Consider the following 18587-nt stretch of genomic DNA (forward strand, 5'->3'; position numbering starts at 1 on the left):
AAGGTTTTCCTTCTTTAATAACTGTATAAACTAAAGTCCCTTTGGCTAAACCTTATTTTTGTTGGTAAACCTCATTCAGCAAATTTGTGCCAAACATTCTCCATAGTTTTCTTCTATAGAATCAATTAGCACCAACTACCCTCTAAAACAAGTAAGAATCAATCTTATAAATCCAAAAATCGGTTGGCAAGGACATTAAATCTGGCTCTTGTGCCGGTTAAGTTCCGCATTTTTCCAAAAACAGGTACAATGGGATTGGGAGAAAGTGTTGGTTTTTGACAGACGGGGGGATTTTATGAAGAAAGTTGTGTTGGCTGGCGGAACAGGGTTTATAGGAGAGTATCTAAAAAACAATTTCACTAAATTAGGGTATAAGGTAATTATTATTTCAAGGCAGAACCACGCTGTTTCATGGGAAGATAGGCAGGCCATTGTTGCTGCTTTGGAAGGTGCTGAGCTGCTTATCAACCTGGCTGGAAAATCTGTCAATTGCCGATATAATGAAAAGAATAAAAATGAAATAATGAAATCAAGGATCCAGACGACCACAATCCTTGGAGAATGTGTCCAATCATGTAAAAACCCGCCAAGGCTATGGATGAATTCGAGTACCGCAACCATTTATCGCCACGCCGAAGACCGTCCGATGACAGAAGAGAATGGCGAAATTGGCACCGGTTTTTCTGTTGATGTCGCTACAAACTGGGAAAATACCTTTTTCTCATTCAACTTACCCCATACCAGGCAGATTGCACTTCGCATTGCAATCGTTCTTGGTAAAGATGGCGGCGTGATGGTGCCTTATCGAAATTTAGTGAGGTTCGGTCTCGGGGGTATTCAAGGGAATGGAAATCAAATATTCAGTTGGATTCATATTGAAGATTTGTACCAAATTATCCTTTTCTTAATGGAAAGGGAAGATTTAGATGGTGTATTTAATTGTTCTTCTCCAAAGCCTGTTTCGAATCGTGATTTCATGAAAAAGATGAGGAATGCCATGAATGTCCCGTTTGGCCTTCCTTCGCCCAAATGGCTGCTGGAAATGGGATCATTGCTTATAAACACGGAAACGGAATTGGTTTTAAAGAGCCGCTGGGTTATTCCGGAACGCTTGCAAAAGGAAGGGCACATTTTCTCTTTTGAAAGTCTTGATAGCGCCTTGAATGATATTCTTAAATAAACTTGAACTTAATTGATACAAATTTGGTACAAGAAAGCTACAATCGACCAAAAAAGGCATTATTCCTAGATGAATAACGCCTTTTTCTTCTTTTAGGCACGAGTAGCAATTCTCAATATAATGTAGAAGAAGCTCACGACATATATTTCGCAACCAACGCATAGCATCGTTCCCTGGTGAGACTTGCCTGCGTAGCTACATATTCCAGTGCTTCATACGTACCGCCTTTATACTTGAGCGATGACTCCTTGGCAGTTTCATCTCTCTCCTTTACCCAGTTCCGTTGCTCTTCCCTCACTTTGTCCATCTGCTCCGGACTAAGCTGTTCCTTCAATACGGCATAAATTTCGTTCAATTCCTTATCCCACTTTTTATATCTCTCCGCTTCTTGCTTCTCCAACTCTACTGTTGTTTCTCCAACCTCCGAATGTCGATCCTCTTCTTCCATTTCATTCAGCTTTTTGAGATATTCGTCCTTTGTAAGTTGAGGCTTTTTACTAACAGGTACATCGGACTTCGACGAATTCTCTTCTTTTGAACCTTTAGACGCGCTATCAGCCTGCTTATGTATTTTTGTGTTTCCATCCTTTGCGGAAGATGATTCTGTACTAGCTTCATCTATAGAATCCATATTTGTCGAGTCACTACTGGCATCTTGGCTTGAACTGGTAGTTTCTGATGGTTTGTCAGACTGGGCTTTTGACTCCTCAGTTGAGTTCGAACAAGCCGCCAAGATCCCTAATGCCAGAGTGGCTAACCCTATCAAAAACAGACGTTTCATCTAAATACCCCCTTATATAACTAGTAGTCTACCATATAATTACCACCATTTTCCTACAAAAGAGTTCTGCCAAACGAATGGGGGACGGTTCATGTCTGCCACCGGCAAACTAGAACCGTCCCCCTATGCCACTTACCAGATTAATATCTCGTCATCAATGCGCAGCATGGCGGCTTCAACTCCAAGCTCATCAGCTGCTTGCAACGGGATTTCAAGCATGTCGTCATTATCGAAAACGAGCTTAATCTTCCACTCCTCCATTTCGGACCTTCTCACTCGATGATTAATGAAAGAACACAACGAATCTCTATAGCCCGGAGTGTTGGAATCAAACTCCTGCCCACTGACCACCGAAAGCGGCATCGTATAGGCAGTAAGCATTCCGTTGGCCCGCTCCCCCTCAAAATGTAGCTGTATATAATCACGTATGAAAATGACAGAACTAACCTCTGCTTTCTCCAAATCGCGTATCATAGCTGTTTCCCCCCACTAGGAATTTTTTTCTATTCATCTATACTTTTCCCACCCTTTACCTTGATACTCTCTATAAAATTGAACACTTTGCGACAATGGAAATAGGGACGGCTTTACCCTGCCGTCCCCGTGGTTTGGACTAATATGGTTAATTCTATTTTCGAGTTAGGAGAATTTCCGTTTCAATGTATTCCAAACACCTGATCCTAGCATCCCATCAGCAATTTCTAAAATTCTTTGAATAACATTAAGTACATCTTCGTCCCCTGCCCAATGACTTTTTACAAGGTCCGGATTTGTATCATTTATAATATTATTTAAAACATATGCGGCAATTGCAATATCATCAACATATCCAACAGGACCAGTAATCGCTTCAGGTATTACATCGATAGGAGAAACAAAATATGCTATGGCACCCGCAAGTTTTGCTTTATGCATAACCGAAACATTTTCATCAAGGGAGAGCTTGCATAATAGATGAAACAAGTCAGGAGCAAACAATACATATTCAGCAAACTTTTTAGTCTTACCGTTCTCGGAGCCAATCCAATCCCTTATTTTCATCCGTAAATCTTGGTAAAAATCCTCTTTTATCATTATTTATACACCCCTTAAATTTACATTTAATCATCTTTCTCTTCGGATATTAATTCTGATTAACAATCATAATAGAAAGCGAATAATTAAGAATAATACTAGGCATTTTACTTTTTCTTTAGAGTTTGTTCCAGGGTTAATATTTCTTGCTTGTAAGCCGTATACCACGGAATACCGCAATTATCGTCTTTACCACATTGAACAAACTTTGTATAGCCAGGATAGTTTTCATCAAAGTAGTCTGGATCCACTTGATCTTTTTCAGGCGGTCCAACTATTTGCCCATTAATAATATTTAAAGGAAACACCCAACACGCCTTAGGTTTATATTTCCAAGGGTGTAAATCGTTCTCAACTGCAGCTATTTGCAATGAACATAAACCATTATCGTAAGCAAAGACACATCTAGTATTTTCAAAATGCTTTGGATATCCAGGGACGGTGTAGTGATGAGGACGAGTATTTGTTTTTCTTCCGGAAACTAAATTATTCCAATTCCCGTCTATAATATATTCCTTTGGTAAATGATTAAAATAGGTTGGGAATTCTAAAATGAATTTTTTAATGTTTTCTTCTTCACCTTTATTAAGATAAACTCCATCATAACAGCAGGTAGCTCCACAATTCCCACTACATTTTTTAATTTTTGTGTTTATAGAGCTATAACGACTTTCTATGTTACTATTTACTTCTTTTATATAATCAACAATTGAATTAGCATATTTTGTTTTCCAATTACTATATTTTATTTTTGTGTTTTCATCTTTTACCAGTTTTAAATGCTTATCAATTGCTGTTATTAATAATAAAATATCTCCTTTTACCCCTTGGCAATCTAAAGTAATATTTAACAGTTCCTCAATCTTTTCAGTCAAAATTGCTTTATCATTATTTAATAATATTTCTATTGCAATAATCTGGGCATATAAACCAGGCGTAAGTTGTGGATTAACATATTTTTTATAATCATCCAGATTGAACTTTCTATTAATCTTAAAGTTTATAATTACCGCAAAACATCTTGCCAATGATGATAAATATTCATATCCACTTTGCTCACATTCAGCTATTAACTTGTTAAGTTTTTCAATATCACTTGAGTTTCCAAATTCTGATAAACACAATTCTCTCCAAATCCTACCATACAAAATATCCCAATTATGATTGATTTCTTTTGATAATAATATCCCTTCTTCATAAAAATTAAGAGCTTCTGAAATTCTTCCTTGGCAATAAAGAATATTTGCATAACAAATCGCTGCAATATTATGAGCATGTTTCCAATTGGTTTCCTTTGCTGAATTGTAAACATTTTGTATTTCTTCTTCAGCTTCTTTTAATTTTCCTATTGCCATTAAAGCATCTGCTAAATTAACACTTGATAACATACTGTTATATTTATCATTTAATAATCCATAACTTTCTTTTGCATTTCTACTACTGTGTACAACCCTTTCATTTAGATCAATGTTATGACATAGCAAAGAAATATTATGCTCAAAAGAAGATTTAATTTTTTCATTCCTCCTTAGAAAACTCTCAAACTTTCTTTCCATTTGATTTAAAAGATTTATTCCGATCAAATTTTCACCAGCATAAAAGTATGCTTTAACTAGTTGCTCGTAACATTGATAAGAAAAATAATCTGCAGGCCGATTTTTAGTTAGATTAACAGCTTCTATTGCAAGTTGGATAGCTTGCTTTGTATGTGAGCATCTTAATTTAAAACGAGATTGATAGAGGAGTTTCTCAGGCTTTTTACTAATGGCCAAATCCTTTTCTTCGGAATACAGTCCAATATAATATTCTTCTTTCTTTATATTCCCCGAACCAAAGGAGGCTTCAATTAGTATTGAAATAATATACTCCTTTTCTCTTGGACTTATTGAATTATAATAGTTAATTATTAATTCCTCGCCTATATCAAAACATTTAGTAAATAATCCTTCTGTTAAATATATTTGCAGCAGCTCCATTCCTGCTTGGACATAATGGAGCAATGATTCTGTGTCATTGTTGGGATTTTGTTTTAATAAATGTCTAAGTTCTTCTAGAATTGATATTTGTTCATATGGCTCAAGAGTATGAATCTGTTCTGACTCAGATAATTCAATATAATAATCCAGGAGGATACTTTTTACAGTATCTGAATGAGGCATATCATCTAATAATTCTCTTGCAACCTCATAATATATTCTTCTTCTAAATTCTGCGACTTCTACAAAGTTAGGATGCTTCTCATTTTTAGTAATGTTTAGAGGGTTATCAATTCTTACAAATTGCTCCAAATCTACCATAAAGTCATCTTGAAATGTATGAATACATTTATTAAGGAATGTTTTTGAAAATCGGATTCCTTGGGCACTTCCCCATGCTATTAAACAAGCTATTTCCTGTCCTATTTCTAATATTCTTTCTCTAACTAATTCTTTTTTCTTAAACGATTTGAACTTTAAACGCTCAATTGGTACATTTAGTTCACCATTCTTAGTCAAATACCCGGGAGTACTTTTTATCCTTCTAATAAAATCCCATAATATTTCCAAATCACCGCTGCAATTTTTTGATAATATTTCTTTTGCAGGAAGGCTTATATTGGGAAGTTCTAAATTAATCACTTCAACCATTTGTTTTGTGATTAATTTTTTTAGGGGTAGTATCTGAACAGAATCTGGATATTCAATAGAACTTTTAGTTAAAAAAGCCCCGAAAGAATGGGACGTACTATTGACTTCATAAATAATCTTTTGCTCTTTAAGACTAGACTCCCAGCATGTTGCAATAATCAATAAAGGCCACTTTTCTTTTGTCCCTCTTTCAATTAGATTCATTAAAAAGTCTAATGTTAAAGAATCTGCCCATTGGGCATCATCAATTACAAGTATTATTGGAAATCTTTTATTAGCAGCTTTTTGGTTAAAAATTGCACTAAAAGTTTCAAAGGTCTGATCAACTAATGTATTATATTCTTGATTTATAATTAATTGTTGTCGGTCCACTTGTTTGCTTCCCTTATCTTGCCAAAACATAAATAAATTTTTAATAGAGTCATATGTACCAATACCTTTATCAATGGTTCCAACTATATCGCCTACTACTTGGGCAATAGAACCTAGCCCGGGAAAAGCGTAGTTTGCCACTAAAGTTAAACTACTTTTTAATGCTTGAACATTTTGTGCATTACGCTTTTTGTTCTCGAAAATGGCACCTAAATGAAGTCTTATTTGTTTCCTAATTTGGCTTAAAGCCGTATTTTCAAAATTGCTATTTCTTTCATCTTTGTTATGGCACCTAATAGCGAGCCATAACCAAGGAAGCTCAGAAATTCTACCATCCACTAAAGTTTGAAACTCAGGTACTATTGACATCGTATGTTTTGTATCCTCAAGATTGTCTGGCCAATATTGAGATGCATCTTCTTTTATTGATAAAATGTGATAAAACTCCTGAATTAATCTGGTTTTACCTACACCAGTATCTGCCTCAATCAAGAGCATTTTGGTATTCCCTTTTTTAATAGATTCAAAAGCATCACTTAAATCATTTAACTCTTTGTCTCTTCCTATAAAATCATTCATATTAGACTGAAATTTTATATTCATTTTTCCTCCTGAAATTAACAGAATATACCAATATTATAGTGCAAAAGAAGGGTTTGAACAATAAATGATTGATATTAAATATAGAATTATTAATGAAAATGATGTCTCTCAAATTGCTACTTTATTGAACAATTACTTATCATTTGGGAATGCAAATGAAAGAAATTTAATTAAATTATGTAATTCGAGATATACACTTTGTGCAGAGATAAACCAAAAAGTTATTGGATACATATCTTCAAAAGAGGTAATTAATATAGAGGAGGATTTAAATTATAACCGTAAATTCATTGATGCTTTTAATATGGCTAGAATGAACTCAAAAAAAGAAGCAATTTATATTACACATATGGTGGTTGATCCAATCTTTAGAAAAAAAGGGATTGGAAATAAATTATTGAAGTTTATTTTGAGAGAGGGACATGATAAACAATTTGTAGCAGTTGGATGGGTTACTCCAAATGGTTGGAATGCCAAAACAATTTTCCTGGATAATGGATTTGAAATAATATCCAAAGAGGAAAGATTTTGGTATTCTACGGAAAATGTTATTACAGCATATTGTCCTTATTGTGGAGAAGTTTGTACCTGCTCAGCAGTTTTAAGTTTTAAAGGATAGCTTCAGGTATGGCCACGCTTATTGACCTACTGTTTTTATCGTTAATCCATTAGGCTTGCCTCAGGGTATAAATGCTGTCAATAGACTAAATAAAATTAATGTTCACCTCTCTTTGAAGATGTAAATACTGTTATTAGGAAACGGCATAAAATACAAAAAATTTTATCGCGAATTAAAGATGAATATTTCAAAAAAGCAAAAAACACTAAACCACGGAAGGTTCTAGTTTATTAAGAAGCACAAACCAGAACCCTCCCCCTATTGATGCCCGGCTCTTCTTATCTTTAATTCCCCAATTCCATCTCAATGACATGATCCTTGACCTCTGCCGGAATGGAGAAATCTTTGACGCCGTTAATATTTTTGTAGTCTGCGTCTGCTTTTATGCTGATTAGTGTTGTCTCGCCGTTAACGTTGACTTCCAGGTCGGCCTCGGTCAGTACGTTTTTCAAGTTATAGTCTTTATCGATTTTGTAGGAATAATTGAAACTGTTGATCTTTAACAGCTCGATGGATTGATTTTTCATTTCCTCCGTCAGCACGCTCGTGACAAGTTCCTTTTCTTGGTCTGAGGAGTTTTCGTCTAGCTTGACATCCAGGACATAGCCGTCGTCTATTTGTTTAAATGAAAACAGCTCACTGAACTCTTTTATTTTGTCCAGGTCTTTCTGGATTGAATCTCCATTGGCCATTTCCTCAAACTCCGGGATGCTGCCGGTCGGGGCTTTGATCCAGCCTTCTTCCGCAGGCATCATCATATAGGTTGATTCCCTATCTATATATAATTCGATTTCCCCTTCGATCGTACTCATTTTCATATGCGTTAAAAAAGGTTCTTTCTTGTAAACCAATGCAATATCCATCGTTGAACTGATGTCCTGTCCATTGGAGCTGATCTTTAATTCCGTCTTCATATCCGTTTCAAAACTGTCCATTGATTTGTTGAGTGCCCCCGAAATGACATCCTCCTTGGTCACCTTTGTACTCGTACCACATCCGCTAATGATAAGCATAAGAATCAAACTTGCTATCACAACCGTAATCTTTTTCATTTTCTCCTCCTTGACTATGCCTTGGCTTCATCTTACCAGTTAATGGATATAGTGAATGTCGAACCTTGTCACATTTATTTAAAAAGAAGAGATAAATAACTTCATACTTCTCTTTTGGCCAATGTAGACTAGAACCGCCACTATTTACAATCTAACGAACAAAAATTCTTTATAACATACGAAAAACTGAGGAAAAAGGAGGAAAAACGATATTTAGAGCAAAAATCGTTCTTTATTGCGGAAATTTGATTGTTTTAGGAATTTTTCAATAGAGATATTTAGTACTATACTTAAAACGTAGTGTTCACTATAAAGAACAATACATTTACATCTATCTACTCGCATGAATATCGCCCCTGCTTTTATATGTAAACACTGATATAGGAAGGGAGAACGAATTAAATTGAATAGATTAAGACAATTTAAAAAGGAACACAAAAACCTTCTTCTTATCTGGAGTTTTACTCTTGCATGGTTATTCCTAATGTTTACAGCTTCTAACTTAACTTCAACAACAACTGCACTTTTTACTAGCCAGGCAAAGTTTGAAACTAGCATTATAGTAGATCCCTCGTTTGATCAAAGTACATTATCATTTATAGACGCTGGTTATGATAAAAAGGAAATTTTTGCGTATCTCCAAAATACCGGTCCGGGAGATATGGCCACAAACTCAACATATTACGTTTATTATAGTTCAACTGGAAATCCCGTTGATCCTCATGGAAAAATTGGTGAACTCGTTTTTTCTGAAGGAATAATCCCAAAAATGGCAGCAAACGGGGAAGCGATAAAGCTTACTTATTCGCCAAGAAAAAAAGGATTCTATATGTTCGTTGCTTTTCAAAATCATGAACTGCCTAACGAAAAAGAAGTAATGATAAACGGAATACCAGCAGCTATTAGCAAGAAAATTAATGTTAATCAATAAAGTGAATGTCAAAACAGGGTGGGGATAAAATGAAGGCTTTTAAAAAATGGACAGGCAGAATTACATCAATCATTATTTATGGTTTGTTAATTTTCATGGTAATGACAGTGATATCAACAAAAATAAGTAGTGGCACCCCTAAAATCTTCGGCTATGAAATTATGACTGTCTTATCGGGGTCAATGGAACCTGGCATTAAAACGGGGGCAATTATTGCAGTAAAGCCGGATTTCGATCGTTCAACGCTCAAAAAAGGACAAATAATCACCTTCAAAGCAGCAGATAATCCTAACACATTGATTACTCATAGAATTATTGAAGTAAAAAAAGAAAATCAATCTATCCAGTATATTACAAAAGGCGACAACAACGACACAAAAGACCGCTCCCCTGTATCGGCAAAAAATGTTGTTGGGGTATATAGCGGCTTCACCCTTCCTTTTGTCGGAAAGTTGCTCGCTTTTATTCAATCAGACAATGGGGCAATTTTTCTCATGATTATTCCAGGAGTACTAATGATTCTATGGTCTGTCATTAGCTTATGGAAGGCGATTTCAAAAGTAGATTCAAAAGAGGCAAAACCAGCTGGCTGAATCTCCTAAAACGGAGTTCACATACTAGGTTAGAAAAGGGAGGCAAGGGAAATGAGTTTAAAAAGGAAAGTAGGAGCGGCTTTACTAACAACAGCGATGGGGGCAGCTTTAATAAGTGCAGGAACCTTTGCATTGTGGACTGGCGAAGCGCCTTACGAAGGAAGTAATTTCAAACCAGGTAAATTAGAAATTAATCCTGCAGACGGAGGAGGAGCAGCTTTTAAACAAGCTATCCACATGGAAAATTTAGCACCAGGAGATTCTGAAACTGTTCAACTTGAGGTCAAAAATGATGGAAACCTGAATGCCTGGGTTACATTTGATCAGGAACAATCCAATGCAAGTATCCAAGGTGATTTATTTACGGCTTTCGAAGGCAATAACACACCTTTAAAAATCACCTATGATTCTGCAGTAAAACTAATAAAGCCCGGTGAGACTGCAACATTAAATGTAACCTATACCTTCCCTAGAAATGCACCCAACCATTATCAACGAGCAGAGTATGGCTACATCGATATATTTGTCAAAGCGGTACAATCACGGAATAATGGCGACGCAAATGATAATGGTATAATTGATCCTGGAGATGCAGTTCAACATTGGAACGACTAGATAAAGAAACAAACGCCTGTGCGTCCGCCTAAAAGCAGACGCACAGGCACTTTTTTACCGATAACACACATTGCAACACATCTCGAAATTTTCCAGGAAACCCATTGATACAAACTAACGACCCGAGCTTCTCTGTGTTATTTCGTATAAATGACAGCTTCCATTGAAGGAATTGTAATTTGATAGCCCGCCACAGATTCATATGTTTTAGAACCGGTCAATTCACCATAAACTGTTATCGTATCATCACTAACGATTCCTTCCATTCCATTCGAATCTTGTACAGTTACGTATACCACTCGGTTTGAATCTCCATCAAGCGCCAACCGAATAACTGAATAGTTATCCAGGAAAATGTTGTCGGGATTGTCTTCTTCCTCAGTCTGGATCTGGAGAATCCTGCCGGTGAATGAAATAGGTGTTCCTTCATATTTGGAAGGGTTTTTTTCTAACTCCTTATAGGAAATAGTTCCTTTTTTATAAAATGCAAGAATATCACCAACTGGGTAGGCATTTTTCACTTCATAGTCATCATAAAACATAACGTCAAAACCATTGTCGTTATCCAATGCATACAAGTCATGCCCTCTTTCTTGTATTGACTTAATAAGTTCAGAATACTTCTGATTAAATTCGTCTCCTGATGCCATCTCTTCTTGAATAAATGGGTTTACCTCATCTGTTGAAGGAATCTTTATGGTTGTATACAAAATTGAATTAGGAAAAAGCTGTCCATTTAAATCGTCATTATCGAATGTAAAACTGATCAATCCATCTTTTACTGTTGTTTCGATTGCATCTGGAATTAATTTTTGGGTGTATGCAAAAAACGGCTTATATTTTTCTCCCCAACTATCAGGAAAAGAGGGTGAGAAACGTGCTATCTCTACGACTGTTCCATCAGGTAATCCTGTTTCATATTCAATATGTATTGAGTTTTCCTCACTATTATAATCCGATGTTTTAAGTGAGATATTAAAACTATTTTTATCAAGTTTTATAGGATCTTCCTCTATACTATCAGTCTGTTTCAACTCCGCTGCACCGACGTCTTCATATAAGTACTCTTCGGGGTAAGCGAATTGAAAAAGCAGGATAAATAATAGTATAGACCCTGCCATACCGCCAAACCACTGAAAAGCCCGCTTGCGCTTTTTCTTGGCAATTAATACAAAACCACCAATTAGAAATACAAAAAAACCAATGATACTAGCCCAGGCAAAAAGGCTAAAAACTCCATAACTCATTTTGATCCTCCTACTTTGAATTTACGCTGTTGACTTTGTCAGAGATTCAAACAGACAAAAGACCTAATTATGTTTTATACATACAGGACTATTATACTAGTATTTAACGTTTTGTGAATAAAATCACACTAGGAATCTTTTAAATATAAATACAATTCCATACAATAATTTGGGTAGTCGCTGGCACAAAAATAGAAGCACGGGACACTTCCGGCTTCCTAATTTTAACTTAATTCAATTTATTCTCACGATTATCCTCAATAACATGAAGCCCAGCAAGAATTGAAGAGTTGGTAATTGGACTTGCCAGAATGCTTTTCATGACCCGAAGGCAGCCTTTTCAAGTGGGACACATACTCCAAATTCATAATGTATCTAAATCTTAATAAGACCAATGACGATCGAAAGATGTCATAACAGTGAGGGGGAATAAAGGCAAGAGGACGGTCCTGGTTTGCTTTTTGGCAAACAAGAACCGTCCCTTTGCGTCTGTCAACTAGTAATATGCGATTCTGATGAAATTACGGAAACTGTCTCCTGGTATATTCTCTCTTCGGGTCCTTTAAGAAATGCATGCTAATTAAATCAATCAGATAAAGCGCACTTAAATCTAAACCTGTTGATAAATAGGCATTGCGAAGGGGATGAATGGTCCATAACACTTCATCAGAAAGCTTTGTCAGATAGGTATTACCGTATGCAGTCAGAGAAACGAGCTTGGCCCCATTGCCTTTAGCTTTCTTTACAGAAGTGATTAAATCCCTTGTTTGCCCCGAACGGGAAAAGGCTACCAGCAAATCGCCTTTCACTAATAAAGTACTTCTGATAATCATTAAGTGTGGATCAGTCACTGCTTCACAAACAAATCCCATTCTGCTCAATCGATAGTTTAATTCCTGCGCAGCGAGGCCCGAACTTCCTAAACCAAAGATGTAAATCCGCCTTGCATCTGTCAACAATTTAAGTGCTTTTACAATCGACCCAAAACTGTTGAGGCCTTGCATATGGCGGAGCACATCTGCATACTGGCTTGTTATTTCTGAATCAAGATTATCATTTTCTTCGTGATGCGTTCTCTTGCCAGCTTTACTTTTAATTCTACAAAGTTCGTACAGGCCACTTTTCTGCAAAAACGGGTAACCGTTGCAACGGATACACCTGTCTTGTCTGCTATATCTTTGATAGTGCTCTGGGAAGCCTCGGTGGGAGAAGAAAGTAAATAATCTGCTATGCCTTTTTCTTTATCGGATAAGGAAGAATACCTCGATTGAATTTCCTTCAAAAGCGTAACCTTAGATTCCCCCTTTCTTCTCATTAGTTATCCACTCATAACGGGCAACCCACCAATAGAGAAAATCACTCTCTGATGGAAGAATCAGTCCCTCGTTATTTCTTCCACAAAGCGGTTGGTAATTTGCTGAGGCCGCGTGATGGCCCCGCCCACGACAACTGAATGAGCACCAAGGCTAAGAACTTTTCTTGCCATTTCAGGCGTCATAATATTTCCTTCAGCAACAACAGGGATTGAGACGTGACCAAGGATTTTTTTTACAAACTCAAAATCATTCTCGTATAGTTTAGATCCTTTTGTCTCTTTTGTATAACCATGCAGGGTGGTCGAGACACAATCAAACCCCAACCCTTCTGCTTTTAATGCTTCTTCCAATGTAGAAATGTCTGCCATAAGCTGGACCTGTGGATGATTGTCTCTTACATATGAAACGAGATCTCCTACTGTTTCGCCATTTGGACGCTTCCTGAGTGTTGCGTCCATCGCAATCATTTCACACCCTGATTCAATTAATTCAGCCACTTCTCTTTTTGTCGCTGTGATAAAGACTTCACTGTCTGGATAGTCTCTCTTTACAATTCCGACAACAGGAAGATCTATCTCTTTTTTGATGGCGAAAATATCCTGTTTGGAATTCGCACGTATCCCGACTGCTCCACCTTGTTTTGCGGCAAGGGCCATTTTTGACATGATGTATGAGCTATGAAGCGGCTCATTTTCTAACGCTTGGCACGAAACAACAAGGCCTTTTTTGATTTGTTCTAGCATTTTGTCACCTGCTATATCTGGATATTGATGTTGAATTCTTTTAACGTGTAAACAACACTATTTGACCTTATTTATCTCATTCTTTAAGATCTCAGCAAGTGCTCCATATACGACCTGCACACCTGAACCACTTTTGAAAACACCTTTTGCCTTTAGATTTCCTCTCCAAACCGAATCTTCGGCTACTTTGCTTGTATCTTTTACTGTTACCCTTAACCGGGTGATACATGCATCCACGTCAACCAGGTTATCTCTTCCACCAAGCGCAGCAATGACTTCTTCAACATCAACGTCTTTCAAAAGAGCATCTTTCTTTGTATATAATTTATTCTCAGTATCTTCGCCACGTCCTGGAGTTTTAAGATTGAATTTCAAAATAAGTGTCTTAAATACATAGTAATAAATAATCGCTGTTGGAATTCCGAGGATCAGGATCCAAATATAATTCGTTTTTTCATTACCTTGCAATAAACCGAATAAAGTAAAATCGATAATCCCCCTTGAAAAAGTAACGCCCACTGCTACATCAAGAGCATAGAGGATTGCATACGATAATCCCTCTAATACCGCATGAATTCCGTAAAGGAGCGGTGCTACAAAAAGGAATGTAAATTCGATTGGTTCGGTAATTCCTGTTAAGAACGATGTCAGGGCAGCAGAAAACAGGATACCGCCAACAATTTTTTTATTTTTATCTTCTGCAGTCCGATACATGGCAAGTGCGGCAGCCGGGAGGCCGAACATCATCGGTAAGTAACCGCCTGTAAAATACTTAGTAGCCTCGGCAGAAAATTGTGTCGTTGCTGGGTCAGCCAGCTGGGCAAAGAAAATACTTTGTCCACCTTGCACCAATTTTCCGGCTACCTCCATCTCCCCACCAAGGGATGTGTACCAGAATAACGGATAAATCGCATGATGAAGGCCAAAGATATTGAGAAGCCGCATCAGGGATCCATAGAAGAACATCCCAATCGGGCCAGTTCTCCCAAAGAATTCCGAAAACGTTGAAATGCCAAGGTGAACATATGGCCAAATAAATGGAATGATAGCACCTACTACACTTATGGATAAAACTGAAATAATCGGAATGAATCTTACTCCCGAGAAAAAAGATAGCGCATCCGGCAGCTTCTTGTCATAATATTTGTTTGCTAAAAAGGCGACAAGCAACCCAACGATAATTCCTCCAAGCACACCAATTCTAACGGTAAAAATGCCAAGTTCATACCCATAAACGTTTGCTTGTTTTGCAGCCTCTACCGGATCTAACCCCTGTTTTAAGAAATAGTCGACCGAAGTCGTATCCGGAGTATGACCCAAAAATCCTAAAATGGTACTAATAATAACATGCATGACAAGAAAAGCAATTGATGCCGATAACCCGGCCGCTCCTTTTTCCTGTAATGCCAGCCCGGAGGCAATACCAACCGCAAAGATTAATGGCAAGTTGCTGAACACGATACTTCCTATCGCTGACATCGTACTTAAAATATAGTATAAAATCGTACCTTCACCCAGGATACCAGTCAATCCATAGGTTTCAACCATAAGTGGGTTGGTAAATGCAGCACCGATTCCAAGCATCAAACCCGCAATTGGCAATACAGCAATAGGAATCATAAAGGCCTTTCCTAAGCGCTGAAGCTTTTCAAACATTCCTATCCCTCCCTTTTGTTAACCTCATTTGGAATTCAATGGAGACACGAACTTTTTTGTATCTTTTCAATGTAATTAAATATCATCACTCCTTTATTTTGTAATTTATTTTCAAATTAATTATATTTGATTAAAAGATTTATATACAGGGTAAACGCTTTCATTTGTGAATTAAAACTTACTTTTTAGTTATAATCCTTTACGTAATATTCTGTTCAGGCAGTCTTGGTACTGCCAAAATACGAATAAAACCCATACCGTTTTTCTGATAGGACAAATAAGCAAATATTTTAGTTAACTTAATTTTCTCTTTAGGATGAAGGATTTCTTGAAGCTGTTAATTCACTCTCTGTAATTAGGATAGATGTAATGGCCTATTAAATATGGTACCATACTATCCGGATTGGGCTGCTCCTCTAATAGATGTCTTAGCAACACTAAAGACTTAAGTGCGTAGGCAATAGAGTAACGTTTATGCCGCCCTGTATTTCTTCCAAAAAACAGGGACGGCTCCCCTTTGCCAAATGGCTGAGGAGAACCGTCCCTATTAGTATTTATTTCTTAAAAATCCCAAACGGTTTTCCGATTGGCAATACAACTCGTCCAAAGTGAGTGTTCAATACAATGGCTGCTGCGCCGTAGAAGGATAGCAGTGCAATGAGCATCTCGGAAATGGCAGCGAGCATGTGAGTCGCTTCATACATGATACCGAACGAACTTAGAGATAAACCGATAAATAGAAAGTCGATCATGACAAAAATGGAAAACAAGACTTTGTGTGTTTCCATCGCTCCGATTGTCATAAAGATACTGAAGATTAAATAGCCGATAAATGCAAAGCCAAGCTGTTTCGGATCAGCATCGGAAGCAAGCTTATCACCGAATGCTCCAAGCTGGATTAGCCATGACATGCCGACTCCGAACCAGAAAAGTCCGAAGGCGCCAAACGCTGTGGTTCCAAAAATATTATTGTGCTTTGAATCCTGTACAGCCGCGAACAGCTGTGCAATACCGCCGAGGAAGAAAGCCCAAGGCAGGATAAAGGAAAGCCCTTCAGTTAAGCCCAATTTTTGTGAAGATGCAACGAATGTTACCATTGCGAGCCCGAATAGGCCAAGTGCAGATGGATCTGCGGTTGTGATTTTTACTTGTGTCGATTTCTGAGTATCCATTTGTTCCTCCTAAAAAAGTCATACTTACCAAGGTTATAGGACTTTAGAAGGGGAGTCAATAGAATTTAGATGGCAAAACTGTGAAATAAATGTTTAAAGGGAATGTTTCTGGTATGCCAAGCGGAACCGTCCCCTTTAACTTCACCGACTCTTCGGCACTGAAATAATAATTCAGCGGTTTCTCACAATATTTCAGCGGTTTGGGCGATTAATTCAGCGATTTTAAAAATAATTCAGCGGTTTCCAAAGGATAGAAAAGCCCTACCCTAAGCCCAAGATAACCAGGTTTCACCCAACTATGTAACAGGGAATTATGGACTAAATCAAAGAACCTAATAGTGAGGTGAAACTATATGCCGGATAAGAAACCGTCGGTCCATACTGTCCCGAACAATGCTGGGGGCTGGGATAATAAACAAGATGGTAAGACAATCAGCCATCACCGAACCAAAGCAGATGCGGAAGAAAGCGGCCGACGCGCAGCAAAACAAGATAACACAGAACACCGCATTCATAATAAAGATGGAAAAATAGCAAATTCAAACAGCTATGGGAACGACCCCAATCCTCCAAAGGATAAAAATTGACATGAAGAATGGCCGGGTACCGAATACCCGGCCAATCGTAATAATTCAGTATTTCACTTTAAAATATCATGTGAAACAGATCATTCGGGGAGTCCCAGGCATCTAAACTTCCATCGCTTTTAAGGCTTTTTTTTTAAAACCGCATTGTTCCATAGCTCCGGCAAGCTCTGCTCTTAATTCAGCCAAATCGAAATGAACTATTTTTTTTCCTGCAACGACCTGCTTGCCAGCGATGAATACATCTTTTACATTTGAAGCATTAGCGGAGTACACTAAAGCAGAATACGGATCAAATATGGGGAACATATTGACTGAGTCGGTTTCTACCAAGATGAAATCGGCCTGTTTTCCTGTCTCGATTGAGCCAATTTTCTCCTCCAGGCCTAAAACTTTCGCTCCCCCCATTGTCGCTAACGTGACTATTTCTTCTGCTGGAAATGCACTGCGATCCTTTAAATAGGTTTTATGAAAATTGGCAAACAATCGCATTTGGCTGAATAAATCGAGTGTATTGCCACTGCTTGGACCATCTGTTCCCAACCCCACCGCTATACCGGCAGATAATAAATCTCGTACACGCGCTACTCCTTTGGCAGATTTCGTATTAGCACCGATACAATGAGCCACTTTCACATCATAATTCTTTAAGAGCTCAATATCATGGTCGGACAGATGAATGCAGTGTGCTGCTACGAGTCTTGGGCTCAATACGCCGATTTCCTCTAAAAATTCAATCGGAGTTTGACCGCGTTCTTCACGGTATTTGTCCATTTCAAAATCCATTTCACTCACATGCATCATCCATGGCACATTATATTTTTGAGACAAACGATCGGCTTCGAGAAGCACTTCAATGGTATTCGAGTAAGGTGCATGCGGGGCTACTGAAGCTTGGATTCTGCTATTTCCTTGCCACTTCGGAATAAACTGTTCAGCGTATTGCAATCCTCCCATTGGCTCTGTGACATCCACTGTTATCGAATCGATAACCGTTTCTGCTAAAATGGCACGGCTATGCATTTCCTCTGCTGCCTTCGCCAATTCATGCTCAAAATAATACATATCAAAGAAAGTCGTTACACCGGCAAGCTGCATTTCAGCAATCGCATATCGTCCACTCGTGTAGGCTAATTGTTCGTTCATACACTCATTTTCTAATGGAAATAAGAAACGGCGCAGCCGATCTGGAAAGTCATCACCTAAAGAACGGAAGGGAATCATGCCAATATGCGTATGCGTATTTACCATACCAGGCAGTAAAATAGCCCCCTCGGCATTCAAGCACCTGTCATATGCGGTATTGTTCGGCAATGAATCCATGGCACCAACATCCGCAATTTCCCCCCCGTCTATTAGTAAATAGCCATTTTGAAATTGCTCCATTTGTTCATTCATCGTTAAAATCCAGGCATTTTTGAT

At 37.7% G+C, this 18587-nt stretch carries 18 protein-coding genes; 6 read left to right on the plus strand and 12 right to left on the minus strand.

Annotation, left to right across the window (positions count from 1 at the left end):
* The first annotated feature begins 295 nt into the window (after positions 1 to 295).
* On the plus strand, positions 296 to 1180 hold the full coding sequence (locus tag A8F94_RS09305; protein WP_066198807.1) for a TIGR01777 family oxidoreductase: 885 nt from the start codon (positions 296 to 298) through the stop codon (positions 1178 to 1180).
* 133 nt (positions 1181 to 1313) lie between these two features.
* Here the strand turns inward: A8F94_RS09305 and A8F94_RS09310 are convergent, their stop codons facing one another.
* The 4 genes from A8F94_RS09310 to A8F94_RS09325 form a co-directional block, all read right to left on the minus strand.
* Positions 1314 to 1961, minus strand: coding sequence for a lysozyme inhibitor LprI family protein (locus tag A8F94_RS09310; protein WP_066198809.1), 648 nt, complete (start codon positions 1959 to 1961; stop codon positions 1314 to 1316).
* A gap of 132 nt (positions 1962 to 2093) precedes the next feature.
* Complete coding sequence (locus tag A8F94_RS09315; RefSeq protein ID WP_066198811.1) at positions 2094 to 2435, minus strand: hypothetical protein; 342 nt, start codon at positions 2433 to 2435, stop codon at positions 2094 to 2096.
* Between the two features lie 165 nt (positions 2436 to 2600).
* Positions 2601 to 3035 (minus strand): YkvA family protein, encoded by a 435-nt coding sequence (locus A8F94_RS09320; RefSeq protein ID WP_066198814.1) that lies wholly within the window; start codon positions 3033 to 3035, stop codon positions 2601 to 2603.
* 107 nt (positions 3036 to 3142) lie between these two features.
* Positions 3143 to 6637: a tetratricopeptide repeat protein gene (locus A8F94_RS09325; protein WP_066198817.1), complete on the minus strand. Its 3495-nt coding sequence runs from the start codon at positions 6635 to 6637 to the stop codon at positions 3143 to 3145.
* A 64-nt stretch (positions 6638 to 6701) separates the two neighbouring features.
* On the opposite strand from A8F94_RS09325, the gene A8F94_RS09330 reads away from it, so the two are divergent.
* Positions 6702 to 7256, plus strand: a complete 555-nt coding sequence (locus A8F94_RS09330) for a GNAT family N-acetyltransferase (RefSeq protein WP_066198821.1) — start codon at positions 6702 to 6704, stop codon at positions 7254 to 7256.
* A gap of 284 nt (positions 7257 to 7540) precedes the next feature.
* Here the strand turns inward: A8F94_RS09330 and A8F94_RS09335 are convergent, their stop codons facing one another.
* Positions 7541 to 8308 carry a DUF6612 family protein gene (locus A8F94_RS09335; protein ID WP_066198824.1) on the minus strand — a complete coding sequence of 256 codons (768 nt, stop codon included), beginning with the start codon at positions 8306 to 8308 and terminating at the stop codon, positions 7541 to 7543.
* 403 nt (positions 8309 to 8711) lie between these two features.
* On the opposite strand from A8F94_RS09335, the gene A8F94_RS09340 reads away from it, so the two are divergent.
* The 3 genes from A8F94_RS09340 to A8F94_RS09350 are packed head-to-tail and all read left to right on the plus strand — an operon-like array spanning position 8712 to position 10447.
* Positions 8712 to 9239, plus strand: a complete 528-nt coding sequence (locus A8F94_RS09340) for a hypothetical protein (protein ID WP_066198828.1) — start codon at positions 8712 to 8714, stop codon at positions 9237 to 9239.
* A 29-nt stretch (positions 9240 to 9268) separates the two neighbouring features.
* Positions 9269 to 9832: a signal peptidase I SipW gene (sipW, locus tag A8F94_RS09345; protein WP_066198831.1), complete on the plus strand. Its 564-nt coding sequence runs from the start codon at positions 9269 to 9271 to the stop codon at positions 9830 to 9832.
* A 51-nt stretch (positions 9833 to 9883) separates the two neighbouring features.
* Positions 9884 to 10447 (plus strand): TasA family protein, encoded by a 564-nt coding sequence (locus tag A8F94_RS09350; RefSeq protein ID WP_066198834.1) that lies wholly within the window; start codon positions 9884 to 9886, stop codon positions 10445 to 10447.
* Between the two features lie 137 nt (positions 10448 to 10584).
* Here A8F94_RS09350 and A8F94_RS09355 read toward each other — a convergent pair whose 3' ends face one another.
* The 6 genes from A8F94_RS09355 to A8F94_RS09375 all read right to left on the minus strand — a co-directional run bounded on the left by A8F94_RS09355 (position 10585) and on the right by A8F94_RS09375 (position 16581).
* Positions 10585 to 11694, minus strand: coding sequence for a YrzE family protein (locus tag A8F94_RS09355; RefSeq protein WP_066198836.1), 1110 nt, complete (start codon positions 11692 to 11694; stop codon positions 10585 to 10587).
* Positions 11695 to 12215: 521 nt separating this feature from the next.
* A complete protein-coding gene (locus A8F94_RS26160) occupies positions 12216 to 12698 on the minus strand; it encodes an SIS domain-containing protein (protein WP_254660825.1) in 483 nt (160 codons plus the stop codon).
* 29 nt (positions 12699 to 12727) lie between these two features.
* Positions 12728 to 13009, minus strand: coding sequence for a MurR/RpiR family transcriptional regulator (locus A8F94_RS26165; protein WP_254660826.1), 282 nt, complete (start codon positions 13007 to 13009; stop codon positions 12728 to 12730).
* 60 nt (positions 13010 to 13069) lie between these two features.
* Positions 13070 to 13753 (minus strand): N-acetylmannosamine-6-phosphate 2-epimerase, encoded by a 684-nt coding sequence (locus A8F94_RS09365; RefSeq protein ID WP_066198842.1) that lies wholly within the window; start codon positions 13751 to 13753, stop codon positions 13070 to 13072.
* Between the two features lie 57 nt (positions 13754 to 13810).
* Positions 13811 to 15409: a PTS transporter subunit EIIC gene (locus A8F94_RS09370; protein WP_066198845.1), complete on the minus strand. Its 1599-nt coding sequence runs from the start codon at positions 15407 to 15409 to the stop codon at positions 13811 to 13813.
* Positions 15410 to 15963: 554 nt separating this feature from the next.
* Entirely contained in the window at positions 15964 to 16581 is a 618-nt protein-coding gene (locus tag A8F94_RS09375; protein WP_066198848.1) for an acetate uptake transporter, read from the minus strand.
* 353 nt (positions 16582 to 16934) lie between these two features.
* Between A8F94_RS09375 and A8F94_RS09380 the strand changes: the two genes are divergently transcribed.
* Entirely contained in the window at positions 16935 to 17168 is a 234-nt protein-coding gene (locus tag A8F94_RS09380; protein ID WP_066198850.1) for a DUF2188 domain-containing protein, read from the plus strand.
* Positions 17169 to 17270: 102 nt separating this feature from the next.
* On the opposite strand, the gene A8F94_RS09385 is transcribed toward A8F94_RS09380, so the two are convergent.
* Positions 17271 to 18563 carry an amidohydrolase gene (locus tag A8F94_RS09385; RefSeq protein ID WP_217490913.1) on the minus strand — a complete coding sequence of 431 codons (1293 nt, stop codon included), beginning with the start codon at positions 18561 to 18563 and terminating at the stop codon, positions 17271 to 17273.
* Positions 18564 to 18587: the final 24 nt, after the last annotated feature.

Source organism: Bacillus sp. FJAT-27225 (assembly GCF_001685025.1).
Classification (GTDB): domain Bacteria; phylum Bacillota; class Bacilli; order Bacillales; family Cytobacillaceae; genus Bacillus_D.